Below are 26,000 nucleotides of genomic sequence, written 5' to 3' on the forward strand. Positions count from 1 at the left end.
GGGTGCTTTTTTCGGCTATTGGCGGGCAAACTGTTCGAGCGTTGAAAACACGCCAATTTTACGGTATTTTTCGTACCTTTTTTCCACCAGTTCTTTAGGGGCATATGCCCGCAGCTCCTTTAATGATGCGGCAAGCACAGGGCGCATCAGCTCTGCCTGCGCTCTCGGATCTTTATGTGCGCCGCCTTTTACTTCCGGAATCAGTTCATCGATAATGCCCAGTTCTTTCAGCTCGGGCGCGGTCATCTTCATAGTGGCGACGGCTCGTTTTGCCTGCGACGCATCTTTCCATAAAAGCGCCGCGGCGGATTCCGGTGAAATGACCGAGAACCATGAATTTTCGAGGACATGGATATGGTCGCCGACGCCAATGCCGAGCGCCCCGCCACTGGCCCCTTCACCGATAATCAGGCAGATGATCGGAACGCTCAACCCGGACATTTCAAACAGATTGCGCGCGATCGATTCAGCGATGCCCCTTTCTTCCGCTGCTTTTCCCGGATACGCGCCTTTTGTGTCGATGAAGCTGATAATCGGGCGTTTAAATTTTTCCGCCTGCTTCATCAGCCGCATTGCTTTCCGGTAGCCTTCCGGGTGTGGCATGCCGAAATTGCGGCGGATGTTTTCTTTTGTGTCTTTCCCCCGCTGCTGGCCGATCACGGTGACAGGAAGACCCTCAAATTTTGCGATCCCGCCGACAACCGCCCCGTCGTCGCCGTATACACGGTCGCCGTGGAGCTCAAGAAAATCGGTAAAAAGATATTGAATATAGTCCAATGATGTCGGCCGTTCGGGAAAACGCGCAATCTGGATTCTGTCCCACGGATCCATATTTTCGTAAATTTCCTCTTCCAGCCGGGAAAGCCTTGCTTCCAGTTTTTCAATCTCGCTTGACAAATCGACATCCGACTGTTTTGTAAAATCCTTTAGCTCGGCAATTTTGCGTTTCAGCTCAATGACCGGTTTTTCAAATTCAAGTTCATTCACCATTGTAGTTCACCTGCGTTTGTTGGTTGATGGATGTCCAGAATGCCTGCCAATGTTTTTTTCAGGTCATGGCGTTTCACAACCGCATCGAGCTGGCCGTGTTCAAGAAGAAATTCTGCAGTCTGGAAATCTTCAGGAAGTTCTTCGCGGATCGTCTGTTCAATGATGCGGCGGCCGGCAAAACCGATCAATGCGCCAGGCTCCGCAAGATTGATATCCCCGAGCGATGCAAAGCTTGCGGTCACGCCGCCTGTTGTCGGATGGGTCATCACGGTTACCGTTAACCCGCCGTGACGGCTGAACCTTTCGAGCGCTGCGCTCGTCTTCGCCATCTGCATTAAAGAATAGATCCCTTCCTGCATGCGGGCGCCCCCTGAGGCCGTGAAAATGATAAACGGCACATGGAGCCTGTCTGCTTCCTCGATGGCGCGCGTAATTTTTTCACCGACAACCGAGCCCATGCTGCCCATCCGGAATTGTGCATCCATGACACTAAGCACGACCGGCCTTTCCTGAATGTTGCCCTTACCTGTCAGTACCGCTTCATTCAAGTTTGTTTTTTTGCGGTCTTTTTCCAGTTTTTCAAGGTAACCCGGAAACGCAAGCGGGTTTTTGGAAACAAGCCCGCGGTCGAACTCTTCAAACGTTCCTTCATCCAGCAGGCTTTCCACCCTTTCATAAGCGGTCATTTGATAATGGTAGCCGCAATGGAGGCAGACTTTTAAATTCTTCTGCAGTTCTTTTGTATACATAATTTTGCCGCACTTCGGGCATTTTGACATGATCCCTTCAGGAACTTCCTGCTTTGTATGGTCTGAAGGGATAGTCGCATATTTTCGCTTTTTCGGTTTAGGAAAAAAATCTTTCAGCAAATCTTACCCCTCCTGTATCTGGCACCGGAACCACCGGGCAAGCCGGCGGTTTTTCTGCCGAAGTACCGGCAAATGGCGTTTTCCCGTACCGGCAAAAAGGCGGCTTTTTTTCCGGCATCTGATGCTTATTTGCCAATTTCGGAAAGCTGTTTCGTTTTTTCGCGGATTTCTTCCGGGCTCACCTGGATGCGGGCGACACCGGTTTCCATCGCCGCTTTTGCAACAGCTGCCGCAACCGCCGGCGCAACACGCGGATCAAACGGGCGCGGAATGACATAATCCGCATTCAGTTCATGTTCATCAATTAAACCGGCGATCGCGTGGACAGCGGCTTGTTTCATCTTTTCATTAATATGCGTGGCGCGCACATCCAATGCCCCCCTGAAAATACCCGGGAAGGCGAGGACATTGTTGACCTGGTTTGGAAAATCAGAGCGGCCTGTGCCGATGACTTTCGCGCCGGAAGCTTTGGCATCTTGCGGCATGATTTCCGGATTCGGATTGGCCATCGCAAAAATAATCGGGTCTTTTTTCATCGACTGCACCATTTCTTTTGTCAGTGCCCCCTCTACAGAAACGCCGATAAAAACATCCGCATCTTTGATTACATCCGCCAGGCTGCCTGCTGCTTTATCACGGTTTGTATATTTGGCCACTTCGGATTTCACCTTGTTCATTCCGAACGGGCGCCCTTCATAGATCGCCCCTTTAGAGTCGCACATAATAATATCGCGGACGCCAAAGTTGTAAAGCAGTTTGATAATCGCGATGCCGGCAGCGCCCGCGCCGCTTGCTACCACTTTAATTTCAGACATTTCTTTGCCAACGAGTTTTAAAGCGTTCACGAGCCCGGCAGCCGTTACAATCGCCGTCCCGTGCTGGTCATCGTGAAAAACAGGAATATTCATTTCCTTCTTCAATTTTTCTTCAATGACAAAGCAGTTCGGCGCGGCGATGTCCTCCAGATTCACGCCGCCGAAAACCGGTTCCAGCCGTTTCACCGTCTCCACGATTTCATCAATATCTGTCGTATCGAGGCAAATGGGAAAGGCATCGACGCCGGCAAAGCTTTTGAACAAAATCGCCTTGCCTTCCATGACCGGGAGTGCGGCTTCAGGGCCGATATTTCCAAGCCCGAGAACGGCGGTGCCGTCCGTTACGACCGCGACCATATTGCCTTTCATCGTATATTCATAGACCGTTTCCGGTTTGTCGTAGATCATTTTGCAAGGCTCAGCCACACCGGGCGAATAGGCCAGGCTCAGATCCTTTGCATTTTTGACGGTGACTTTTGACTTGGATTCCAATTTCCCTTTGTGTTCGCGGTGCATATGTAACGCTTCTTCCCGCAATGACATGAACCTCACTCCCCCGTTTTCACTGCACGATATGCGGTTTCTTACTCACAAGCCTATTAAACAATATAACATATTTAATCTAGAGAGAAAAACTTATTTCAATATGACATTTCCTTCACCAAGCAGTTCCGTAAGCTTTCCGAGGCATGCTTCCTCCGCCCGGACCCGGTTTTTTTCCGGAAGCCGGATCGTTTTCCGTTCCGCTTCATAATGAAGAATGACCGGCGAGTCCCCCGGAAAAGCGTCAAGCACCTGCTTCACTTGAACAAGCAGCATGCGGTCCTTTCCAGCCGGAATCTTTAAATATAACGTGGCACCGGTCGGCATGCTGCGGAACGGGCTGGCATCTTCGAGCGCCCGGGCAATCACCTGCTTTTTGCCGTTCCTGTTTTCAACATTTCCTTCCACGACCACAATCAACCCTTTTTGGCATAACGGGCTGTATTTTTTAAAGACATCCGGAAAAACAACACATTCTATCTCATCCGTTTCGTCACTCATGCGCAAAAATGCCATCAGGCTGCCTTGTTTTGTGCGGATCGTTCTTGTGTCCGTAATGCAGGCGCCAAACCGGATTTTTCTCATGCCGGGTTGAAGCTTGCTTACTGCAAGCACGCCGGCTTCGTCCCAACCCGGGCGGTACTGCCCGGCCGGATGCCCGGATAGATAGAGCCCCAAATATTGCTTTTCAAAGGCAAGCTTATCCATCAGTGAAATCGGCTCGGTTTCCACATAATTTGGTTCAATGCTGAACGCTTCATCCTCAAAGAACAGATCCGCCTGCCCGTCATCCGGCTTCATAATCTCCGCGTGCTCAAGGGCGACATCAATGCTGGCAAGCAAAACTGCTCTGTCTTTTCCAAACTCATCCATCGCGCCTGAGAATGCAAACGCCTCTAAAATTTTCCGGTTCAGCCCTTTCACCCGCAGGACAAGATCAAACAGGCTTTTAAACGGGCGCCGTTTTCTTTCTTTAAGCAGCTCTTTGATGGAGGCGTATCCGATCCCTTTTATCGCAGCAAGGCTATAACGGATGGCGCCGTTTTCCACGGTAAACGGATAATGGCTGTGCTGCACGGAAGGCGGCAAAACCCGGATCCCCATCTGCTGCGCTTCGCGAATATACTGGGCAATTTTATCCTCGTTGCCGATCACGCTCGTCAAAAGGCTTGCCATAAAATAGAGCGGGTAATGGGCTTTTAAATAGGCGAGCCGGCAAGCGAGCATGCTGTAAGCGACGGCATGGCTGCGGTTAAAACCATAATTGGCGAAGCGGACGATAAAATCATAAATAGTATTCGCCGTTTTTCTCTCATATCCTTTTTTTTGCGCGCCATTTATAAAATGCAGCCGCTGTTCGTCCAGGATTTCCCTTTTCTTTTTGCTGACGGCACGGCGGAGCAAATCCGCCTCCCCGAGTGAAAAGCCCGCCATCTTTGAAGCGATCTGCATAATTTGTTCCTGGTAGACAATCACACCGTATGTTTTTTCCAAAATCGGCTGGAGGTCGGGATGCGGATATTCGACCGGTTTCAACCCGTGTTTCCGCTCAATATAGGCCGGGATGTTTTCCATCGGCCCGGGCCGGTACAGCGCATTGACCGCGACAATGTCTTCAAATTCAGTCGGTTTAAGCCGCTCGAGCACTTTCCGCATGCCGTCCGACTCGAACTGGAAGATCCCGGTCGTATTGCCCGAACTAAAAAGGCGGAATGTCTGTGGATCATCGAGCGGTACATCCTGGAGGCGGATTTTTCTCCCCGTCCCCTTTTCAATCCCCGTGAGGATATGCTCAAGGATGGTTAAATTCCGCAAGCCGAGAAAATCCATTTTCAAAAGCCCGATTTCTTCGAGATGGTTCATCGGATACTGGGTTAAAAAGATGCCGTCATGCCCTTCCTGCACCGGGATGATTCCCGTAAGCGGTTCCCCACTGATAATGACGCCGGCTGCATGGGTCGAAACATGGCGCGGCAATCCTTCCAAAAGCAGGGCCGTTTCAAAAAGCTTGCGGTGCTGATCCGATTGGCCGATCCATTCCCGAAAGGCGCTTGATGCTTCATACGCTTTTTTAAGCGTCATGCCAGGCTGTGACGGGATGAAGCGCGACAACTGTTCAAGTTCTTTTGCGCTGAGACCGAATATCCGGGCTACATCCCGGGCTGCGGCTTTCGCAGCAAATGTGCCGAATGTAATGATCTGCGCGACATGCTGTCTGCCGTATTTTTCCGCAACGTAGCGAATCATCTCGTCCCGCTTGTGATCCGGAAAATCGCTGTCAATATCCGGCATGGAAATGCGCTCCGGATTTAAAAACCGTTCAAACAAAAGCCCGTATTGCACCGGATCGACGTCGGTAATATAAAGCGCGTATGCGACAAGGGAGCCGGCAGCGGAACCGCGCCCCGGCCCGGTAAGAATCCCGTGCTCCCTCGCATATTTCATAAAATCCCAGACAATAAGGAAATAGTCGCTGAACTGCATTTCCTGAATGATTTTTAATTCATACTCCAGCCGGTCTGTATACCGTTCTTCCAGATTCGGAACGCGTGCTGCAAGGCCTTTTCGGCATACTTCTTCTAAGAAGGCATCCGCCGTCTGCCCGCCCGGAACCGGAAATGCCGGCAGCAGCCGCTGTCCCGTTTTGATTTCCACAGAGCAGGCATCTGCAATTTTTTCCGTATTGGCCAAAGCTTCCGGGAAATCGGCAAAAAGCTGTTCCATTTCCTCTTGCGGCTTAAAGTCGTGCGTGCCGCTTTCCGGGCGCGGCCGGTTTTCATCCGTCAGTTTCACCCCGGCTTTGATCGCGCGCAACACTTCATGAGCAAAAGCATCTTCCTTTTTTAAGTATTTCACATTTGCGGCCGCCACTTCTGGGATACCCAGTTTTTCCGAGAGCGCGTGCATATCGGGAAGCACTTTCTTAGCTTGCACTGTCCCGTTGTTTTCAAGTGCAAGATAAAAGCTCGGCCCGAAAATGTCCCGGTATAAAACTGCAACCTCTTCTGCGCGCGCTTCATCTCCCCTAAGTAGCGCCTGTTCGATTTCCCCTTCAAGCCCCGGCGTAAAGGCGATCAGGCCGTCGCTGTAGGCGCGCAGCCATTTGATAAAAATGCCGGGTTCGGGCCTCGTCTGGATGGCACTTGAGATTTTCATCAAATGCCGGTAGCCGGTTTCGTTTTTGGCAAGCAACACAACCGGATAGGCTGTGTCAGGTTCAAACGAACTCATGATATCCGCTGTCATGCCGATAATGGGTTTAATGCCATTTTCGCGGCAAGCCTTGTAAAAAGGAAAGGCCCCGTACATCACATTGCGGTCCGTGATCGCAAGGGTGTCGTAATGAAGCGCTTTTGCGTACGCCGCCCATTCAGGGATGGAGATCGTACTTTCCAGCAGGCTGTAGGCCGTTTGGACCTGTAAATGGACAAAACGCATGGTAAACTGCCTCCTATTCGTACCTGTACATGATTCTTATTATACATGTTTTCACGCGAGCAAAAAAGAAGATACGTTCGATTTCATACAGGCATGCATTGTCCCATATATTGTTAGTAATGAAGAAAAGATGGGGATGGTTCGGTTGAGCGAAGGATTTTTTCCCGCATTTTTCAACAGCTATTTTATCGCATTCGGCGTAATGTTCGGCGGCGCCTTGATCGGGGGACTCGCTTCGTTCATTACCGGCGAGCCGCTTTTGACGGAAATTTCGAAGATTGCGCGTGACCTCCGCATCTGGGCGATCATTGCCGCCATCGGGGGGACGTTCGATACCGTTTACAGCTTTGAAAAAGGATTTTTGGAAAGCGAGACGATGGTATTGTTCAAGCAGCTGCTTTTAATTCTGTCGGCCATGGGCGGTGCCAAAACGGCCGCGCTCATTATTTCATGGATAACCCAGGAGAATGTGCTATGAGAATCCCGCCGCTTTACCGGAAACCGGGCTGGCAGCGGTTCATGGCCGGATTTATCGTGGGCGGGTGCATCTGCTGGCTGATTTTTCTGTACATGTTCGGTGTCATGCAGGAAAGGCAGGCGCAAATGATTGAACGGCAGGAAAAAACGATCCAGGATTTGCAACAGGAAAAGGCGATCTGGCAGGAAGACTATAAAAAGCTCAATCAAAAAAATGAAAAGCTCCTGACCATCCAGCGTATTGACGTGAAAATCAGCAACTACGAAAAATATGACATTCACGATTCACAAAGCATTTTTGAAGCAGAAGAGGATATTAAACATGACTTAAGCCCCTTGATTGCAAAAAATTTAAAAACCGCTTATTTGAACAAAGACTTGATCACCCGCATGCTTGAAAACAAAGTCATTAAAATCAACCACCGCCGCTATACTTTCGAAGTGCGGGACATTTTGTTTTACTCTGTTGTCCGCGTCCACCTGAATTTAAAGCTGGCAGACTAAAAGAAGGCAAATCCGCTTTTCCGGCGGTTCTGCCTTCTTTTTTTACCCTTCCTTGCAGAGCGCGATTAATTCCTTTTTTACCGCCTCTGCCGTTTCCCACGAATACGCGTTGGCCCCGGCAGCAAGCGGATGCCCGCCGCCGCCGTATTTGCGGGCCAGCTCATTGATGGCAGGGCCTTTGGAGCGGAAACGGAGGCGGATTTGGCCTTCTTCTTCGATAAAGAAGCACCAGGCTTTAAGCCCTTTAATATCGCCGAGCGTGGTGACAAGCTGGGAGGCTTCGCGCACCGTTACGCCGAATTTTTCAATCAGTTCTTTTTTCAGCACGACGATGGCCGCCCCGTGCTCAAGAATGTCCAGGTTCTGGTATATATACCCTTGCAGCCTGGCCACACTTGGTTCAATCTCGTACATCTTGTTAAAGAGCGCTGTCCGGTCAAAATGGTAATGGATCAGTTCTCCGGCATAGTCAAATGTTTTTTCCGTCGCACTCGGATACAAAAACCGGCCTGTATCCCCGACAATGCCGGCAAACAGCAGCCTTGCCGCGGCATCTGTCATCCTAAGCCCTTCTTCTTTCCCCGATAAGTAAAACTCATAAATCATTTCGCTGACAGAGGACGCGTCTTCATCGACCCACTGCAAATCCCCGTAAGCATCATGGTTCGGGTGATGGTCGATTTTGATCAGCCTTTCCCCCAGATGGAAACGCTGGTCGCTGATCCGCTCGCGGTTCGCGGTATCACAAACGATGACAAGCGCCCCGCGGTACGTTTCATCGGAAATCCTGTCCATCCTATTCAAGTAGGCGAGGTCCGGTTCATCATCGCCCACGATGTAAATGTTTTTATCCGGAAAAGACGCCTTCAATATTTCCGCAAGTCCCCCCTGCGATCCATATGCATCCGGATCAGGCCGGACATGGCGGTGGATGATGATCGTGTCAAAAAGCTTGATCGTCTGTAAAATTTTTGTTTTCATCTTACTCCCCGTTTCTCTGGCAAGTTCTTTTTTCATTTTGTAAAATAGAAGAAAATACTGACAACCCGATTTGGAGGTGCACGATGCCGATCCTTGCCGTTTTGATTCTCGCATCCCTTTGCGCGTATGTATATTTTAAACTAAAATACATCCGCAGCCTTTTGGCGATGGAAAAAAAGGTGTTCTCTGCCAAAGCCAATATGGCGCTCGGTTCGTTTATTTTTTTGTTCGGCGTGAATGAATTGTTTCTGTTTCACACTGCCATCACCTTTGTGATTGCAGCCATTTTTATCGCGCTCGGGCTGTTCAATATCGCAGGTGGTTTCAAAAGACTGCAGTTTTACCGGCCCGAAATGCAGAAAGAAAGAAACGAATCGCGGCGCACACTGTAAAAAGGAGTGGGCACGTACCGTTATCTTTCAATCAGTTGGCACATCAGCAGGGCTTTACCGACAAGGCTGCCTTGGTTGAAGACTTCGACATCAATTTTGGCAAATTTCCGGCCGGAATCGAGAATTTTCGGTACAATCCGGATCATACTTTCGAGCTGGACCGGTTTGATAAAATAGACCGTTAAACTTTCGATGATCATTTCGCCTTTTTTTCTGGAGCGCAAAAAGCGGTTGGTCGTTTCGTGCACGAGTGTGGTGAACACACCGTATGAAATCGTCCCTAAAGGGTTGGTCATTTGCGGTGTCACTTCAAACTGGTAATCATCCGGGTCTTCCGTTTTAGCTGATGATGCATCGAGCTGGGTCGTGACGATATTGTCGATCGTTTCCCCGACTTGCGGCTGGCGCTGTGTCATTTGCAGCTCCTTTAAGACGTCCTGGCGGCTGACAATCCCCCTCAGCCGGTTAAAATCGTCGGTCACCGGCAAGATTTCGATCCCTTCCCAGACCATCATATGGGCAACAGATGTGACGCTTGTTTTTTCGCTGACCGTAATCGGATTTTTCGTCATCACTTTCTCGATGCTTAAGTGCGTGTCGGTTTCCATCACGTCTTTTGAAGTAATGATACCCGCCACCTTTAAATTGCGGTCGACAACAGGAAAGCGCGAGTGGCCTGTTTCCCGTTTTTTGCGGTACCAGTCCTGGACCATGTCCGTTGTATTCAAATAAGCCGTTTTTTCGATCGGTGTTAAAATATCTTCAACGAGAATAATTTCTTTTTTGATCAGCTGGTCATAGACAGCACGGTTAATCATCGTCGCAACGGTAAACGTGTCGTAGCTCGTCGAGATGATCGGCAGCGCTTTTTCATCCGCAATTTTTTTTACATAATCTTTCGTATCAAATCCGCCGGTGATCAAAACGGCAGCTCCTGACCTTAACGCCAGTTCATGCGCGTCCGTGCGGTTTCCGACAATGAGCAGGCTCCCCGGATCCGTATACTTCGACATCGCCTCAAGCTCCATGGCGCCGATCACGAATTTTGTAAGCGTTTTATGCAAGCCGGATTTTCCGCCCAGCACCTGGCCGTCGATAATATTGACGACTTCCGAAAAGGTCAGCTTTTCAATGTTCTCTTTTTTCTTCTGCTCAATCCGGATGGTGCCGACCCGTTCAATCGTGCTGACATACCCTTTTATTTCAGCATCTTTAATGGCGCGGTAGGCGGTCCCTTCACTGACATTCAGCGCTTTTGCAATCTGGCGGACGGATATTTTTTCCCCGACCGGCAGCTCATTGATATATTGTAAAATCTGTTCGTGCTTTGTCGCCATTTTTTCACCTTCTTTCCGTTTTTGTCCGCTTTCAAGGAATATGTATGGAGCAATCTGTATATTTCTATTATAGATGGAAAAAGGGGGAAAGGGCAATCAGGCACCTTTATCTTTCCATCATGGAAAAGGGGAAGTGCGGCCGGCACTTTTTCAGCACATGCCGGCTGCAAGCGAACCCCTGTATTTACCAATCTTGCGCGTCTATTACAATTCGATCGCATCTCCGGCTTTCATAATTTTACCGTTTACGCCGTCGAGCAAATCGATAAATTTCTGCGGATCCTGCTGAATGAGCGGGAACGTATTGTAATGGATCGGCACGACCGTTTTCGCCTGCAAAAATGTTGCCGCCACTGCTGCGTCTTCCGGTCCCATCGTGAAGTTGTCGCCGATCGGAAGAAATGCAAGATCAATCGGATGGCGTTCGCCGATTAATTTCATATCCGAGAACAGCCCGGTATCACCGGCGTGGTAGATCGTTTTCCCTTCCGCCATCAGCAAAACGCCCGTCGGCATCCCGAGGTAAACGATTTCTTTCTTTTCGTCATCCACAACCGCCGAGCCGTGGAACGCCTGGGTAAGCTTCACTTTCCCGAAATCAAACTGGTACGAGCCACCGATATGGAGCGGATGCGTATTCAACCCTTTCCAGGCAAAGTAATTTGCGATTTCATTATTGGCAATAATAAGCGCATTCTTTTTGCGGGCAAGCGTTTCTGTATCCCCGATATGATCGCCGTGCCCATGTGTGAGAATAATCACATCCGGGCTTTCTTCCTCCACTTTCAGGTCTGTCTGGCTGTTGCCGGTAATAAATGGATCAAAGAGTATCGTTTTGCCCTCCGTTTCCACTTTTACAATCGAATGGCCGTGAAAAGAAACTTTCATCAACATATCACTCCTTTTAAAAATTTGTACGGCTTTGGGCCACTTTCATTATATTATTTCTTTGTCCCGTAATCCTGCCTCGCGCTTCACCTGTAGCATCTTAACTTGTTTTTTGCTATGCTAGTAACGTCTGATAAGGAGATGAATGGAATGAATAAGCGTTTAGCAAGTGTGGCGGCGTGGCTGAAAGCGGAAAAGACCGATGCCGCTTTTATTACATCGCCCGACAATGTCTTTTATTTGAGCGGTTACCGCAGCGACCCACACGAAAGGCTGCTCGGCATTTGCGTATTCCAGGAAAAAGAGCCGTTTCTCGTCTGCCCGGCAATGGAGGCGTATGACGCGAAAAAAGCCGGCTGGGAATATGACATTCTCGGCATCCAGGATACGGATAACGCGTGGGATTTGGTTGCGGAAGAAATACGCGGGCGAATCGGTGATGTCCATACGTTAGCGATTGAAAAAGAGCATTTGAACGTGGAACGGTTCGAAGCGCTGAAAGAACGGTTTGGCGGCGCCCGCTTTACCGCTGCTGAAGAAAAACTGCGCATGATGCGCCTTATTAAAGATGAGCATGAACGGAAGATTTTAAGGGAAGCGGCTGCTTTTGCCGACCTGGCCGTTGAAACGGGCATCCGCGAAATTAAAGAAGGGAAAACCGAACTTGAAATCGTGGCAGCCATTGAATTTGCAATGAAAGAAAAAGGGATTTCAGAAATGAGCTTCGCCACCACCGTCCTCTCAGGTGCGAAGGCGGCTTCCCCGCACGGCGTCCCCGGCCTTGACAAGATCGAAAAAGGGAATTTTGTCCTATTTGACCTTGGCGTTGTGCATCAAGGCTACTGTTCCGATATTACAAGGACGGTCGCATTCGGGGGGCTTAACGAAGAGCAAACCCGGATTTACGAAACGGTATTAAAAGCGGAAGAAGCGGCCGTTGCGGCAGCAAAACCGGGGGTAAAGGCAAAAGAGCTCGACTTGATTGCACGCCGCATCATTGAAGACGCGGGATACGGCGAATATTTTACACACCGGCTCGGCCACGGCCTCGGGATCAGCATCCACGAATATCCTTCTGTCACCCATACGAATGAGCTGGTGCTTGAAGAAGGGATGGTCTTCACGATCGAACCGGGGATATACGTGCCAGGGGTTGCCGGCGTCCGGATTGAAGATGACGTCTGCATTACAAAAACGGGTGCCGAAGTGCTGACAAAGTACCCGAAAGCCTTGCAATATGTTTAAAAAAGAAGCACAAGCGGCTTTCATGCTGCTTGTGCTTCTTTTTTTGTTCCGGCAATTCTTGCAGCCGGCTTTTCAAAACTTATTTTAAAAGCGTTTTCACATCTGTATAGGAGAGCCCGAGTGAATCGGCCACCGCTTGATATGTCACATGTCCTGACAGCGTATTGACCCCTTTTAACAGCGCTTCATTTTCCAAAACCGCTTTCTCATACCCCTTATTGGCAATTTGCACCGCGTACGGCACCGTCACATTGGTAAGGGCAATCGTCGATGTGCGGGCAACCGCGCCCGGAATATTTGCGACTGCATAATGGACGACATCATGCTTGATATAAACCGGATCATCATGTGTCGTGGCACGGTCTGTCGTTTCAAAACTGCCACCCTGGTCAATCGCAATATCCACGACAACAGAGCCCGGCTGCATCGCTTTGATCATCTCTTCCGTTACCAGTTTTGGCGCTTTTGCACCCGGGATCAGAACGGATCCGATGACAAGGTCCGCATCACGCACTGCTTCCGCAATATTGTATGGATTCGACATCAAGGTTGTAATTTTGCTGCCGAAAATGTCATCAAGCTGGCGCAAGCGATCCGGATTCAATTCGACAACGGTCACATCCGCCCCAAGGCCGATCGCGACTTTTGCCGCATTCGTTCCGGCAACCCCGCCGCCGATAATCGTAATCTTGCCTCTTTTGACGCCCGGTACGCCGGAAAGCAGGATCCCTTTTCCACCGTTATTTTTTTCAAGAAACTGTGCGCCAATCTGCGGCGCCATTCTGCCCGCCACCTCGCTCATCGGCGTCAGAAGCGGCAGCGAACGGTTGGCAAGCTGCACGGTTTCATAAGCAATGCCGGTCACTTTCTTTTTCAGCAGTTCTTCCGTAAGCTTTGGTGCTGCAGCAAGATGCAAATATGTAAATAAAATCATGCCTTCACGGAAATAGCGGTACTCGCTTTCGATCGGCTCCTTCACTTTCATAACCATTTCAAAAGACCACGCCTCACGAGCGGTCTCAACGATCCGGGCACCGGCTTTTACATATTCTTCATCACTAAACCCCGATGCAAGGCCCGCATTCTTTTCAATAAAAACTTCATGCCCCGCTTTGGTCAGGGTCACAACGCCGGCCGGGGTCATGGCCACACGGCTTTCATTGTTTTTAATTTCTTTTGGTACGCCAATTCGCATAGAAAGTTCCTCCTCTTGTTCGTGTTTTGCAATCCGTTTTCTTATTATTGTAAGAAAACATATCAAACGGTTGAAAACTTTCTTAAACATCTTTAGTGTAGCAAAAATTCCCTCTTTTTCCTATGCTTTTTTTGCAAATTTCTTATTCGCGCCCGGGAACGGGATAGCGTTTTTATTTTTCCTGGCTTCCGCCCTTTTTGATTAAAAAATAGATCGCCAGGTTTTTTCATTTTTCGCACACAAACCCGGAAAATTCTAGTAAAATAGACATGAAAGGCAGGCAGTTTATAAAGGAGATGAAAGAAGATGGGCACACAATACCGGAATATTTTAGTAGCGGTAGATGGCTCCAAAGAAGCCGACTGGGCTTTTACGAAAGCGGTTGAAATCGCCAAACGGAATGGGGCCGAATTATCGGTTGTCCATGTGGTCGATAACCGAGCACTCGCCACTTTGACCCCGATTGATTCAACGCTCTATGAGCAAAACGAAAAATTTGGGGATGAACTGTTAAGCAATTATAAAGACCGCGCCGCAGAAAAAGGGATCAAAGTCCAGACGATCATCCAGCTCGGCTCTCCAAAACTTCAAATCACAAAAAATGTCGCGCCGAAAGTGCATGCGGATTTAATTGTGTGCGGCGCAACCGGTTTAAACGCGGTGGAAAGGCTCCTGATCGGAAGCGTTTCCGAACATATTGTCCGCACTTCCCCCTGCGATGTGCTTGTCGTGAGAACGCCTAAGGAAGAAGAAGGCAAAGGGGAAAATTAAGCAAAAACCAGCCTTTTACGGGCTGGTTTTTTAACGGCCGCTTTTTTCTGTTAAAAACCGGTATTGATAATATTTCTCCGCAATTTCACAAACCCTTTTAGAAAAATAGTAGTTTGTAAGAGCCCCGATGGCCATCCCGGCCCAGCTGTTTTCTCCCCGCTTTTTCGGCCGGAGCAGCGCCAGAAAAGCGAGTTTGCCGGCATGCCCGATTGCCCCCGGCCACAAATACCGGTGGAATAACTTATCGTTTCCCACATAGAAGCCGGTCTCGCGCGCTTCCAGTTCATCCATCAATTCTTCCCAGAGCGCATATTTCACCATGTCCGGGGCAGCGGCCATCAGCACCATTTTCAGCGCCGCCACGAGTTCGCCGGGCGTTTTTGTTTCAAATCCGTAAGCTGCACCGGTGAGCTGGACCGCCCGGAGATTCACAGCCAGCAGGAAAAACGGATCCGCCGCGGCAAAAACAGCTTTCCCCGTCCCGCTCAATGCTCCTTCGAAGAGTGAGAAACGGCGGTATTTTGCCTGCTGCCGCGCCGCAATAAACCCTGCCTGGTCGATGGTAAGCTTCCTCATATCGGGAATCGTTGCAACAGAACTGTCAAAAAGCCGCCCCGCAGCAAGTATTTTTTCGATTTCATGCCCGTAAGGCAGATTTTCATCGGCAAATGAACAGATTTGAAACAAAACAGCATCTATTTTTTCATGAATATTTTCGAGCGCCTCATCCGGAAAATGGGCAAAGAGCGCATCCAGTTTTTGCTTGCGCCCGTCCCCTTCTTTTCCGGCCGTTTTTAGCTTCTCCGCCCAGTCGTTGATTTCATCCAGTACAATTTTTTCCCTGCCTGTCCATTCCGCCATTTTCAATCCGCTCCCTAACGCTGTTTTACAGCCATTATATCATAAAGTTCATGGACGGCTGTTCGTTTATGCCATGCCAAAGTGACCCTGAAACAATTTATTCGGGCACGGGCAGCAGGAAAGCAAACTGTCGGCGCCAGCCGTTAAGATTCCGCGGTCATGAAGAGAGCCGGACAACATCGCGTGCGATCATCAGCTCTTCGTTTGTCGGGATAACGAGCACTTTTACAGGGGAATGCGGATAATTGATAAACGCTTCCGTCCCGCGGATCTGGTTCAAGGTCGGGTCCCAGTAAATGCCCATAAATTCCAGTCCCGTTAAAATTCTTGCGCGGATGGCATCGCTGTTTTCCCCGATGCCAGCCGTGAAAATAATCGCATCGACGCCGGCCATTTTTGCCGCATACGACCCGATGTATTTATGGATGCGGCTTGCAAAAATGTCAAGCGCCAGTTCAGCCCGCTTGTTCCGCTCGAGTTCCGCCGCCACCTGGATATCGCGCAAATCGCTGGAAACGCCCGAAATGCCGAGAAGCCCGGATTCTTTGTTTAACACTTCGAGCACTTCTTCTGCCGTTTTGCCTGTCTTCTCCATAATAAACGGGATCAGTGCGGGGTCGATATTGCCGGAGCGCGTGCCCATCGTCACGCCGGCCAATGGCGTAAAGCCCATGGACGTATCGATTGACCGGCCGCCCTGGATCGCCGCAATGCTTGCCCCGTTGCCCAAATGGCATGAAATCAGGCGCAGCTGTTCAATTGGCCTGCCGAGCAGCTCAGCGGCACGCATCGCCACATATTTATGGGAAGTGCCATGAAACCCGTATTTGCGGATCCGGTATTTTTCGTAGTATGCATAGGGGAGGCTGTATAAGAAAGCACTTTCCGGCATCGTTTGGTGGAAAGCGGTATCAAACACGGCCACTTGAACCACATCCGGCAGCACGGCACGGAACGCCCGGATCCCCGTTGCGTTCGCCCGGTTATGAAGCGGCGCGAGTTCCGCCAAATCTTCAATTTGCGCGAGCACCTGGTCATTGACGACAGCAGAATCATTGAAAATTTCGCCGCCGTGCACAACCCGGTGGCCCACGCCTTCTATTTCATCCAAAGACCGGATAATGCCGGTTTCCGTTAATTTTTTTAATAAAAACTGTACAGCAATTTCATGGTTCGGAATATCGGTAATTTCCTTCACCCTGTCCCCGTTTACCGTAATGGAAAACAAGGCATCGTTTAACCCGATCCGTTCAATCAGGCCTTTCGTTATAACGCTTTCATTCGGCATCTCAAATAATTGAAATTTTAAGGAGGAGCTCCCCGCATTAATTGCCATAATTTTTGCCATTGCTCGTCTTCCCTTCGCAAAATCAAATGAACCCTTTTATTTTTTTAAAATAGTGATCTCATTTTCTCATTTTGCCATTCTATCCGACTTTTTTCAACCGGTTTTTGGTTCCGTCTCCCGGGAACATATAAAATGATACCATAAAAAAACAAACAAATGGGGGCCGGAACGCAATTTCCTGCTTTCCAGCCCCCATTTTTCCCAATTCGTCAAATTTTGCCGCTTTGGATATTTTCTTTGCACCAGGCGTCAATCTTTGCCATCAGCTGCCTTAGCGCCCCCTCGTTAGACAGGGACGGGAGCGACGCCAGCAGCACTTGTTCCGGTGCTTTTACGCCTTCCGCTTTCTTGCGGATGACAAAAATGCTTTTGGCAGCCTGTTCGTTTTTGAAGATGGTCATCGGCAATTGCAAAATCGCCTGGATATCCGCTTCTTCTTTTAAAAACTGGCGAAGTTTCGGGGCTTCTTTTGTTTCAAATAATCCGTTTGGGATGAGAAAAAACAAAAATCCGCCCGGGCGTGCCGCTCTCAGGCTTTGCTCGATAAACAAATGATGGGCGTACGAATGCCCTTCATCTGCCTTCAGCTTGTAATCCGCGGCATCCGCATCATTCGGATAGTATCCAACCGGCAAATCGCAAACAACAACATCGACAGGGTCAATGAACAATTGGGACAGGGCATCCTGTGTAAACAGTTCGATTTCATGGTGCAGAAGGTTTGCCCCCGTGTATGCGAGCCGGATCAGCACATCATCGATATCCACGCCGTAAGCGGTGATGTTTTTCCCGCTAAGCTGGTTCAAAATGGTCGCAAGCAAATTGCCGGTGCCCACCGCAGGGTCCAAAATTGAAAACGCACTGGTATCTTCTGTAAACTTGCCGATAAAGTAGCTCATCAATAGACCGATCGAATCCGGTGTCATTTGATGGTTTGCCTGGACGTTTGCTTTCATCCCCTTCAGAATGGCGAGCTGGTAGGCTTTCCGGATCTGCTCGCGGGTAAAATCCTCGAGGCGGACCGTTCCGTATAGGTTTTCAAGGCGGTTTTCATCACGCGCACCGATCCCATTTTGGCGGATGCTTCCGCTGAATAAGTTTTCCCCGGTCATCGCCACAGCTTCCAGGTACGGAACAGAGAGGCGGTTTTCTAAAATTTGTGCAGATTCGTTCAAAATGTTAAAAAGGGTTTCAACAGGAGAGTCCGACATTCATTCTCCTCCTTCGTATTCTTCTTCCATATAAAATCCCCGATGGAGATCGGGGATTTTATCGAGTATAGCAAGTGCTCTTCGCTTTTCTTGACGCTTTCAGATACCTGTTTTACTCTGCATCTTTTGCGGCTTGCAATGCTTTTTCGTAGTCAGGATGGTTGGTGCCTTCGCTTACATATTCCACATATGTAACCGTATCATTGGAATCTACGACAAATACGGCGCGGGCAAGCAGGCGAAGTTCTTTCATCACAACCCCGTAAGCTTTGCCGAATGACAGGTCGCGGTGGTCGGACAACACTTTTACATGGTCAAGCCCGGATGCCGCACACCATCTTTTTTGCGCAAAAGGCAGGTCACAGGAAAAAGTATAAACGTTGACTTCTTTCCCGAGTTTTGCCGCTTCTTCGTTAAAACGGCGCGTCTGTGCATCACAAACACCGGTATCAATCGACGGGACAACGCTGAAGATGCGGACGCCGCCTTTTGTATCCGAAAATGTCACCTCATTCAAATCATTATCCAGAACCGTAAAGTCCGGTGCCTTATCGCCGACTTTCACTTCTGTCCCTTCCAATGTGACTGGATTACCTTTAAATGTAACCGAAGCCATGAGATACCCTCCTTATTTTTACCGGGGCTTTCAATCCCCCGTTTTTCAACTGTGCTCATACCCTATCATAATGGACAACGAAAAAAATTTCCAATTTAAAACCCGCGAATCATGCGGGTTGTTAAAAATCAAGATCCTGTTTTTGCTGGTTGGCCGGCTGTTGCCCGCCATTTTGGCCGCCTGCATTTTGGCCGTTTTGTTTCAGCATGCCCTGGATTTTTTCGACAACGCCCGGCGCGACATCCATAATTTTTTCAATCAAATGTGTGTTTTGGTCCAGGTGCAGCATTTTCACGCCTTGTGCGCCAACAACCAAAAAGGCAATCGGCATAATCGAGACACCGCCGCCGCTGCCGCCCCCGAAAGGCAGCTCTGCCGGACGGGATTCACCGCTGCCGCCGGATCCGGATGGCCCGTTAAATTGGCTTCCGCCTGCCGCAAACCCAAAACCGACTTTGGATACGGTTAAAATGACGCTTCCATCCGGCGTTTCCACCGGATCCCCGATAATCGTATTTACGTCAATCATTTCTTTTAAATTTTCCATTGCGGCCGTCATCAGGCCTTCAATCGGATGTGAACCCATTGTTGTTTCCTCCTGTCATTCGTTTCTGCCGGGATTTAAGCATGCCGGCCGTTTTCTGATTCGGAAACCGGTTTAAGCGCGATTTCCGCTTTTCCTCCCCGCCAGTATTTCAACACTTTAAATGCGGCCAGTATAGCTTTCCCAATCTGGATTTTCACCATACATTTTAACTGCGTTTCAGAAACCGGATTTTGGAAAAAGGGTGTAACAGAGAGGACAGGATCCGTTTTTACCCGCAGATTTGTGGTTATGAGGCTTAGTATTCCCCCTTTTACCGCCCAAATACTTCCGGCGGCAATTCCCGTCCACGCGGCGTCATGCAGCCCGATTGCTGTATGCCATTCGAATTTTCTCAACTGGACACTGCGGATGAACTTGCCTACAATCGCCTTTAAACCGATGACGCGCTCCGCAATTTGTTTCACATCTTCAATCCGCTGTTCGAGCACATCCGGCGTAATGCTCCTTTCATACTCTGCATGTTTTGTCTCTTTTTCATATACGACGCCGGGTTTTTTCCTGTCCACTTTCACTGCCGGGATTTTCACGGTATAGCGGATGATGCCCCAAACCCTGATTTGAATAAAAATTTTATCATCATCCCGGCGGTGCCCGTATTCAATGAGGACGGACAGGGAAGAGAACCATACAATCGCAGTGATTGCGGCAAGTGCGAAAAACGCGGATAGCCACCATATCATTTCCATCATCAGCCTTTTTTGCAACCATTATCGCCAACAGGGCAAAAAAATAAACCTGCCCTTAAGCAGGTTCATAATAAGGATAGACCGGTTCATGGGACCGTTCATGAATGACGGCCGTATCGGCAAACAAATCGTGCACCCCTTGTTTTTTCGGCGTAAATGCAACGACAATATAGATGACCGCAATCTTGACACAAACATAACGGACGATCCATTCCCGGAATAAAACGGTGCTCCATTTCAGCGGCCCGGGATGGTTCAGCGGCACAACCCTGAGGCCAAACACCATTTTCCCAAGCGTCTGGCCGAAAAACTTCGTCATTAGAACGAAATAACCGTAAAATACAAGGGCTGATGCGATCGTAATCGGCGAGTAAATTTTTTCGTCTGTAAGGGACAGTCCGGAAAGCCGGAAAATGGGATGGATGACCAGCCACTTTACACTTGCCACAACAAGCAGATCAAGCAAATAGGCCCAAAACCGCATCCAAAACCCGGCATAACGGGCCCCGGACAACTCCCCGCGGTTTTGTTCCGTCCCAGGGTTTACCGCCTCAGGCATTTGGTTTTCGTTTGAATTCACTCAAGTTCCCCCCTTATTCAGCCCCGGAATACAGGTACATCAGGCGCGGGGCGTTCGATTGCGACAGTAAACGTGCGAGCCCTGAGGCTTCTGCTTCTTTGCCGAGAATTTTTTGCGCTGAAGCGGAAAACAGCGACCCAAACCCGTCGCTTGATTCATATTCCACAACCTGTGCTTTTCCGAGATGAAGATCTTTTTTCATCGCTGCAATGGTGTCGTCTAGGTAACCGTATTTGTCAATCAAATGCAAATCGAGCGCCTGCCTGCCGTCGTATACACGCCCGTCCGCAATTTTGCGTACCTGTTCTTTCGGGATGTGGCGCCCTTCGGAGATGACTTTGACAAAACCGTTGTACGAATTGTTGACCATTTTCTGCAGCATTTCTTTTTCGCTCTTCGTCATGTCCCGGTAAGGGCTCATAATGTCTTTATACTCCCCGCTTTTGATAACCGGAAAATCAATGCCGTATTTTTTGGCAAGCTTCCCGTAGTTCACGCTTTCCATGATGACCCCGAGCGACCCGGTCAAGGTTTCCGGGCTTGCAAATATTTTATCGGCCGGCGTTGAAATGTAATATGCACCGGATGCGCAAGTCGGCCCCATGGACACATAAATTTTCTTCTTCGTATCTTTTTTTATTTCCATCAGGCGGTGATGGATTTCCGCCGACTCGGCCACCCCGCCGCCCGGCGAATTTATATGTAAAATGATGCCTTTTACATCGCGGTCTTTTTTCGCCTCATCCAGTTCTTCCAAAAAACTTTGATGGTTATATTCACCGGTATCCAGCAGGGATGGTGACGCGCCGGTATCCTGAATCGTCCCGTTCACATTCAAAACGACGATTTTCTTTGATTCATTCCCATCCTGCAATACATTTTCGGAAACATCCCCTTCCCCCGCTTCCACCGTCTCTTTAAAGATTTTGGAAAAGTTGGTTGGTGCCGCCATGCTCGCCAGGTTCACAATAATGGAAACGACGAACAGCCCGCCTGCCAAAGCAAGCGCTCCCCATCTTTTTTTGTTCATGCCAACATTTCATCCTTCCACTTTTTTGGTTTTCTTCTATTCTACTTGAAGATCCGGGACTTTAAAACAAAAAGCCGGGAATTTTTTTGAAAAAAATGTCCGGCTTTTGTTTCTTATCTATTCCATTCCTGCTGCCTGAGCTCGACACGGCGGATTTTGCCGGAGGCCGTTTTTGGCAATTCCTTGATAAATTCAATCGCACGCGGGTATTTATACGGCGCGGTCAATTGTTTTACGTGGTTTTGCAGTTCTTTTACAAGCCCTGGCAAATTCTCGCTGATGCCATCTTTTAAAACGACAAAAGCTTTCACAATGCTGCCGCGGATTTCGTGCGGGCTTGCGACAACGGCACATTCTTTCACATACGGATGCTTGACGAGGGCATCTTCGACCTCAAACGGCCCGATCGTATAGCCGGAAGAAATAATGATATCATCCCGCCTGCCTTCAAACCAGAAATAACCGTCCTCATCTTTTCTTGCCCTATCCCCTGTAATGAAGTAATCGCCGCGGTATTGCTTGGCCGTGCGCTCCGGCTCTTTATAATAGCCTTTAAAAAGCGCAGGCGTGTCTCTATGGACGGCAATGTCGCCGGTTTCGCCCGGTTTGCACGGCTTCCCGTCATCATTTACGATTTCGACTTCATTTCCGGGGAACGGTTTGCCCATTGAACCCGGTCGCAACGGGGTATCAAGGGAAAAGCCGACGAGCAGCGTGCTTTCCGTCTGGCCGTAACCGTCGCGGATCGTGAGGCCGAAATGGTTTTGGAAAACATCCATGACTTCGCGGTTCAGCGGTTCCCCGGCTGAGACCGCGCTCCTTAAGCTTTTCAGATGATAATGGGACAAGTCATCCACTTTTGCCATTAAACGGTATTCAGTCGGTGTGCAGCAGAGCACATTGATTTCATATTCATCCAAAAGGGACAAATATTTTTTAGGATCAAAACGGCCGTTGTAAACAAACCCGATTGCGCCTGAACCGAGAACGGAAAGGAACGGGCTCCATACCCATTTTTGCCATCCCGGTGCGGCCGTCGCCCAAACGCGGTCGCCTTCCTGAATGCCAAGCCAGTTCGGGGCAGCCGTGCGCAAATGGGCATATCCCCAGCTGTGTGTATGGATGACACCTTTCGGATTGCCGGTTGTCCCGGAAGTATAAGACAAAATTGCAATATCATCTTTTGACGTTTTGGCGATTTCCAGTTCACAAGGCGCTGCTTTTTTCTTTTCATCCAGAAACGCCCATCCCTGTTCCGGTTCCCCGATTACGAATTTTTTCAAATTTTCAATGCCGCGGACATCTTTAAACTGTGCGGTGCATGAATAATGGGCGACAACGCCTTTTACATCCCCTGCTTCGATGCGGTAGTCGAGGTCTTTTGTCCGCAGCATTTCCGAGGCCGGCAAAAGGACGATGCCGCATTTCATTGCAGCGAGATACACTTCGTATGCTTCTACAATGCGCGGAACCATGACAAGTATGATATCTCCCTTTTTCAGCCCGTTTTCCAAAAAGACATGGCCGGTCCGGTTTGCATTTTCAATTAATTCTTTATATGTGACTTCTCTGTGCATGCCTTCTTTGTCTTCCCAAATCAGCGCAACCTTGTGCGGGTCCCGGGCATATTTCTCAATTTCTTCGGTTATATTGTATGTTTGTGGCGCAATCAGGTCACTACGATGCAAGCGAATCGCCTCCAGAATTTTTTAGTACCTCATTATTATACCTGATATTAAAAAAATATGATACAGATTTACCCCAAAAACAAGAAGAAGCGGACCCCGCTTCAGGCCCGCTTCTTTATCCATTCTTCATTCAGTTATCGGGAAGTACCGCCTAATTGTTGTTCAGCCATCGAAACAAGGCGTTTCGTGATTTCGCCGCCGACAGACCCGTTTGCGCGGGAAGTCGTATCAGCACCAAGGTTTACGCCAAATTCCTGAGCGATTTCGTATTTCATTTGGTCCAGCGCTTGTTCAGCACCGCTTACAAGCAATTGGTTGCTGTTGTTGCTTTGTGCCATGTGTCTCACCTCCTTGTGAGTATAGATTGCGCATAAACACATGGCATCATGTTGTAAGTTTATTGGCGGTGCTGCCAGTTACTGGATTTTATAACAGCCCGGAAAAGTCTTCTTCCTGCGCCGTTTCATTTGGTGTAATAAAGACGTCCTCCGTATTTTGCACCGCTTCTTCAATCAATGGTTCCAGTTCGAGGCGGCTTTCGTAAAGACGCGCAAGCTCGAGTTTCGGCCGCGTTTTCGGCGAAGGCGGCGTGAAAATCGTGCAGCAGTCTTCATACGGAAGGCTTGAGATGTCGTAAGTGCCGATTTTTTGGGCAATATCAATAATGTCCAGCTTATCCATTGAAACAAGCGGCCGCAACACCGGTGTCGTTGTTACGTCATTGATTGCAACCATGCTGTCGAGCGTCTGGCTGGCAACCTGGCCGAGGCTTTCGCCGGTTACAATCGCAAGCCCGTTATGGATTTTACGGAGCCGGTCGGTAATCTCAAGCATTACCCTTCTTTGCACGGTCATCGAATAGCCTTCCGGAACCCCTTTATGGATCGTCTCCTGGATTTTTGTAAAGGGGACAATATGCACTTTCATGGAGCCGCTGTAGGCGGAAATTTTTTGCGCAAGGTCAAGCGCTTTTTGCTTTGCACGCGGGCTTGTAAACGGCGGGCTGTGGAAATGGACCGCTTCCACTTTCACGCCGCGTTTCATCGCGAGGTATCCTGCAACCGGGCTGTCAATACCGCCCGAAAGCATGAGCATCGCTTTGCCAGACGCACCGACAGGAAGCCCGCCGGATCCTTTTATCACTTCAGTGGACAAATAGACGCCGTTTTTCCGGACATCCACAAGCAGCTCGATATCCGGCTGTTTTACATTGACTTGAATGCCGTCCAGCTGCTTTAAAATATAGCCGCCGACGAGATGGTTCAAATCATTCGAATCGTATTCAAATGTTTTATCGCCGCGGCGGGCCGACACTTTGAAGGTTTTGCCTTTCGCAAAGTTTTGCCGGACGAGTTCGAGCCCCGCCTGCTCGATGTCTTCGAGCTGTTTCCGGGTGCGGACGGCCGGACTGAATGACTGGATCCCGAAGATTGATTTTAAAATATCGATGACTTGCCCGCCGTCTGCGCCATGCAAGAGCACGTACATGCGGTCGTACAGCGCCTGGACTTCAATGCCGCCAAAAGGCCTGAGCGCTTTTTTGACATTGTCTTTTAAATGCCGGATAAAAAACTGGCGGTTATGCCCTTTTGTCGAAAGTTCCCCATAACGGATTAAAATGCGGTCATAGTTCATTGATTTCTCCCCAACACTTGTTGTAAATTTGTGATTGTTTGCCTTAATATGCGGATAAAACGTTCCGCTTCCTCCATTGTATTTTCATAAGAAAGGCTCACGCGCACCGCCCATTCGGCTTCGTCTTTGGAAACCCCCATGGCAAGGAGCGTGCGGCTCAGTTCCCGCGTTTTTGAAGAGCAGGCGCTTGTTGTGGAAATATAAATGCCTTCCTCTTCAAGCGCATGCACGAGCACTTCGCCGCGGATGCCGCGGACGGAAAAGTTCAGGATGTGCGGCGCTGAAACAGCCGGATTGGTATGGACTGTCACAGCAGGCATCTCCTGAAGCTTTTCGATCAGGGCATCCCGGATGCGGGACGTTCTTTCTGCCGCCCCGGCTTCAAATTTTTCATGGACCAGGCGGAGCGCTTTTCCGGCTGCAACGATTCCGCCTGTATTTTCGGTGCCGCTGCGCAAGCCCCTCTCCTGGTGCCCGCCGGTTAAAAGCGGTGACAGGCGGAGATTTGCCCGTTTATATAATATCCCGGTTCCCTTTAAGCCATGGCATTTATGCGCGGAAACCGTACAAAGATCGATGCCGGCATCATGCAGGGAAAGCGGAACTTTTCCGCAGCCCTGGACATCGTCTGTATGAAACAGGATTTTCGGGTAAGTTTTGAGAAGCTGCCCGATTTCTTCCACCGGCTGCACTGTTCCTACTTCGTTATTCACATGCATCACGGAAACAAGAATCGTTTCATCCGTGATGGCCTGTTTTAAATCGTCCAGCTTGATTCTTCCGCTCCTGTCAACCGGCAAATACGTGACGCGAAAGCCCCATTCTTCCAGCTGCCGGCATGTTTCAAAAACAGATGCATGTTCAACAGCCGTCGTAATGATATGGCGCCCCCTTGAACGGTACTCGAGGGCTGTCCCTTTAATCGCCAGATTATTGCCTTCCGTGCCGCCGGATGTGAAAAAAATTTCGTTCTCGTCTGCGCCGAGAAGACTCGCAATTTGCCGTCTTGCCTGCGTGAGAAGTTTCTCTGTACGCGCGCCGAGGCTATGCAGGGAAGAGGGATTTGCAAAATAGTTTTCCGATGTTTTCACAAAAGCATCCAGCACTTCCGGATAAGGCCTCGTTGTGGCACTGTTGTCAAAGTAAATCATTTGAACACCCTCTGTTGGCATAAAATTGGATCCAAACCTGCATCATTGCCTAATATACCATGCCGGATACCGAACCTACAACCGATATACTCCCGTTATGCGCCGCCCATCCCGGTCTCCGCGCCGCTTCTTTCGCGGCACT

Annotated in this window: 25 protein-coding genes; 5 read left to right on the top strand and 20 right to left on the bottom strand. The window is 49.4% G+C overall.

Annotated elements, in window-relative coordinates:
* Window positions 1–15: 15 nt before the first annotated feature.
* The 4 genes from accA to dnaE form a co-directional block, all read right to left on the bottom strand.
* The gene (accA, locus tag NSS95_RS10285; protein ID WP_035188404.1) at window positions 16–990 is read right to left on the bottom strand and encodes an acetyl-CoA carboxylase carboxyl transferase subunit alpha; all 975 of its coding nucleotides are present in this window, start codon (window positions 988–990) and stop codon (window positions 16–18) included.
* A complete protein-coding gene (gene accD / locus NSS95_RS10290; protein WP_035188406.1) occupies window positions 984–1,859 on the bottom strand; it encodes an acetyl-CoA carboxylase, carboxyltransferase subunit beta in 876 nt (291 codons plus the stop codon). Before accD ends, accA begins: the two co-directional genes overlap by 7 nt.
* 125 nt (window positions 1,860–1,984) lie before the next feature.
* Window positions 1,985–3,217: an NAD(P)-dependent malic enzyme gene (locus NSS95_RS10295; RefSeq protein WP_035188408.1), complete on the bottom strand. Its 1,233-nt coding sequence runs from the start codon at window positions 3,215–3,217 to the stop codon at window positions 1,985–1,987.
* 93 nt (window positions 3,218–3,310) lie between these two features.
* The gene (gene dnaE, locus NSS95_RS10300; RefSeq protein ID WP_014097743.1) at window positions 3,311–6,655 is read right to left on the bottom strand and encodes a DNA polymerase III subunit alpha; all 3,345 of its coding nucleotides are present in this window, start codon (window positions 6,653–6,655) and stop codon (window positions 3,311–3,313) included.
* 145 nt (window positions 6,656–6,800) lie between these two features.
* Here dnaE and NSS95_RS10305 point away from each other — a divergent pair, with 145 nt between their 5' ends.
* Both NSS95_RS10305 and ytrI read left to right on the top strand, forming a co-directional pair.
* The gene (locus NSS95_RS10305) at window positions 6,801–7,133 is read left to right on the top strand and encodes a YtrH family sporulation protein (protein ID WP_013859924.1); all 333 of its coding nucleotides are present in this window, start codon (window positions 6,801–6,803) and stop codon (window positions 7,131–7,133) included.
* The gene (gene ytrI, locus NSS95_RS10310) at window positions 7,130–7,636 is read left to right on the top strand and encodes a sporulation membrane protein YtrI (protein ID WP_014097742.1); all 507 of its coding nucleotides are present in this window, start codon (window positions 7,130–7,132) and stop codon (window positions 7,634–7,636) included. The genes NSS95_RS10305 and ytrI overlap by 4 nt, the downstream gene beginning before the upstream one ends.
* Before the next feature lie 42 nt (window positions 7,637–7,678).
* Here ytrI and NSS95_RS10315 read toward each other — a convergent pair whose 3' ends face one another.
* Window positions 7,679–8,617, bottom strand: coding sequence for a DHH family phosphoesterase (locus tag NSS95_RS10315; RefSeq protein ID WP_035184368.1), 939 nt, complete (start codon window positions 8,615–8,617; stop codon window positions 7,679–7,681).
* Between the two features lie 83 nt (window positions 8,618–8,700).
* On the opposite strand from NSS95_RS10315, the gene NSS95_RS10320 reads away from it, so the two are divergent.
* Window positions 8,701–9,009, top strand: a complete 309-nt coding sequence (locus tag NSS95_RS10320) for a YtpI family protein (protein WP_340713878.1) — start codon at window positions 8,701–8,703, stop codon at window positions 9,007–9,009.
* Window positions 9,010–9,029: 20 nt separating this feature from the next.
* Here the strand turns inward: NSS95_RS10320 and NSS95_RS10325 are convergent, their stop codons facing one another.
* Window positions 9,030–10,346 (bottom strand): CBS domain-containing protein, encoded by a 1,317-nt coding sequence (locus NSS95_RS10325; RefSeq protein WP_061565160.1) that lies wholly within the window; start codon window positions 10,344–10,346, stop codon window positions 9,030–9,032.
* A gap of 204 nt (window positions 10,347–10,550) precedes the next feature.
* The gene (locus NSS95_RS10330; protein WP_014097738.1) at window positions 10,551–11,234 is read right to left on the bottom strand and encodes a metal-dependent hydrolase; all 684 of its coding nucleotides are present in this window, start codon (window positions 11,232–11,234) and stop codon (window positions 10,551–10,553) included.
* Between the two features lie 150 nt (window positions 11,235–11,384).
* On the opposite strand from NSS95_RS10330, the gene NSS95_RS10335 reads away from it, so the two are divergent.
* Complete coding sequence (locus NSS95_RS10335) at window positions 11,385–12,479, top strand: M24 family metallopeptidase (protein WP_017551274.1); 1,095 nt, start codon at window positions 11,385–11,387, stop codon at window positions 12,477–12,479.
* Window positions 12,480–12,558: 79 nt separating this feature from the next.
* On the opposite strand, the gene ald is transcribed toward NSS95_RS10335, so the two are convergent.
* Window positions 12,559–13,674 (bottom strand): alanine dehydrogenase, encoded by a 1,116-nt coding sequence (gene ald, locus NSS95_RS10340; RefSeq protein WP_017551276.1) that lies wholly within the window; start codon window positions 13,672–13,674, stop codon window positions 12,559–12,561.
* Window positions 13,675–13,980: 306 nt separating this feature from the next.
* Between ald and NSS95_RS10345 the strand changes: the two genes are divergently transcribed.
* On the top strand, window positions 13,981–14,445 hold the full coding sequence (locus tag NSS95_RS10345) for a universal stress protein (RefSeq protein ID WP_013859933.1): 465 nt from the start codon (window positions 13,981–13,983) through the stop codon (window positions 14,443–14,445).
* 30 nt (window positions 14,446–14,475) lie between these two features.
* Here the strand turns inward: NSS95_RS10345 and NSS95_RS10350 are convergent, their stop codons facing one another.
* From NSS95_RS10350 to NSS95_RS10405, 12 genes are all read right to left on the bottom strand, one after another.
* Entirely contained in the window at window positions 14,476–15,306 is an 831-nt protein-coding gene (locus NSS95_RS10350) for an EcsC family protein (protein WP_014097735.1), read from the bottom strand.
* A 157-nt stretch (window positions 15,307–15,463) separates the two neighbouring features.
* Complete coding sequence (locus NSS95_RS10355; protein ID WP_014097734.1) at window positions 15,464–16,654, bottom strand: acetate kinase; 1,191 nt, start codon at window positions 16,652–16,654, stop codon at window positions 15,464–15,466.
* Window positions 16,655–16,863: 209 nt separating this feature from the next.
* The gene (locus NSS95_RS10360; RefSeq protein ID WP_110134039.1) at window positions 16,864–17,865 is read right to left on the bottom strand and encodes a class I SAM-dependent methyltransferase; all 1,002 of its coding nucleotides are present in this window, start codon (window positions 17,863–17,865) and stop codon (window positions 16,864–16,866) included.
* A 112-nt stretch (window positions 17,866–17,977) separates the two neighbouring features.
* Window positions 17,978–18,481, bottom strand: a complete 504-nt coding sequence (tpx, locus tag NSS95_RS10365; protein WP_014097732.1) for a thiol peroxidase — start codon at window positions 18,479–18,481, stop codon at window positions 17,978–17,980.
* Window positions 18,482–18,602: 121 nt separating this feature from the next.
* The gene (gene ytfJ, locus NSS95_RS10370; protein ID WP_014097731.1) at window positions 18,603–19,067 is read right to left on the bottom strand and encodes a GerW family sporulation protein; all 465 of its coding nucleotides are present in this window, start codon (window positions 19,065–19,067) and stop codon (window positions 18,603–18,605) included.
* Between the two features lie 35 nt (window positions 19,068–19,102).
* Complete coding sequence (locus tag NSS95_RS10375) at window positions 19,103–19,774, bottom strand: DUF2953 domain-containing protein (RefSeq protein WP_328229020.1); 672 nt, start codon at window positions 19,772–19,774, stop codon at window positions 19,103–19,105.
* Window positions 19,775–19,829: 55 nt separating this feature from the next.
* Window positions 19,830–20,354, bottom strand: coding sequence for an RDD family protein (locus NSS95_RS10380; protein ID WP_041819256.1), 525 nt, complete (start codon window positions 20,352–20,354; stop codon window positions 19,830–19,832).
* 13 nt (window positions 20,355–20,367) lie between these two features.
* Window positions 20,368–21,384 carry a signal peptide peptidase SppA gene (gene sppA / locus NSS95_RS10385; protein WP_168986093.1) on the bottom strand — a complete coding sequence of 339 codons (1,017 nt, stop codon included), beginning with the start codon at window positions 21,382–21,384 and terminating at the stop codon, window positions 20,368–20,370.
* Window positions 21,385–21,497: 113 nt separating this feature from the next.
* On the bottom strand, window positions 21,498–23,072 hold the full coding sequence (gene mbcS / locus NSS95_RS10390; protein WP_179234518.1) for an acyl-CoA synthetase MbcS: 1,575 nt from the start codon (window positions 23,070–23,072) through the stop codon (window positions 21,498–21,500).
* Window positions 23,073–23,206: 134 nt separating this feature from the next.
* Entirely contained in the window at window positions 23,207–23,410 is a 204-nt protein-coding gene (locus NSS95_RS10395) for an alpha/beta-type small acid-soluble spore protein (RefSeq protein WP_013859944.1), read from the bottom strand.
* 88 nt (window positions 23,411–23,498) lie between these two features.
* Window positions 23,499–24,707 (bottom strand): tRNA uracil 4-sulfurtransferase ThiI, encoded by a 1,209-nt coding sequence (gene thiI / locus NSS95_RS10400; RefSeq protein WP_017553368.1) that lies wholly within the window; start codon window positions 24,705–24,707, stop codon window positions 23,499–23,501.
* Window positions 24,704–25,858: a cysteine desulfurase family protein gene (locus tag NSS95_RS10405; protein ID WP_017551285.1), complete on the bottom strand. Its 1,155-nt coding sequence runs from the start codon at window positions 25,856–25,858 to the stop codon at window positions 24,704–24,706. The genes thiI and NSS95_RS10405 overlap by 4 nt, the downstream gene beginning before the upstream one ends.
* Window positions 25,859–26,000: the final 142 nt, after the last annotated feature.

It is taken from the genome of Weizmannia sp. FSL K6-3076 (assembly GCF_038007245.1).
Classification (GTDB): domain Bacteria; phylum Bacillota; class Bacilli; order Bacillales; family Bacillaceae_C; genus Weizmannia; species Weizmannia faecalis.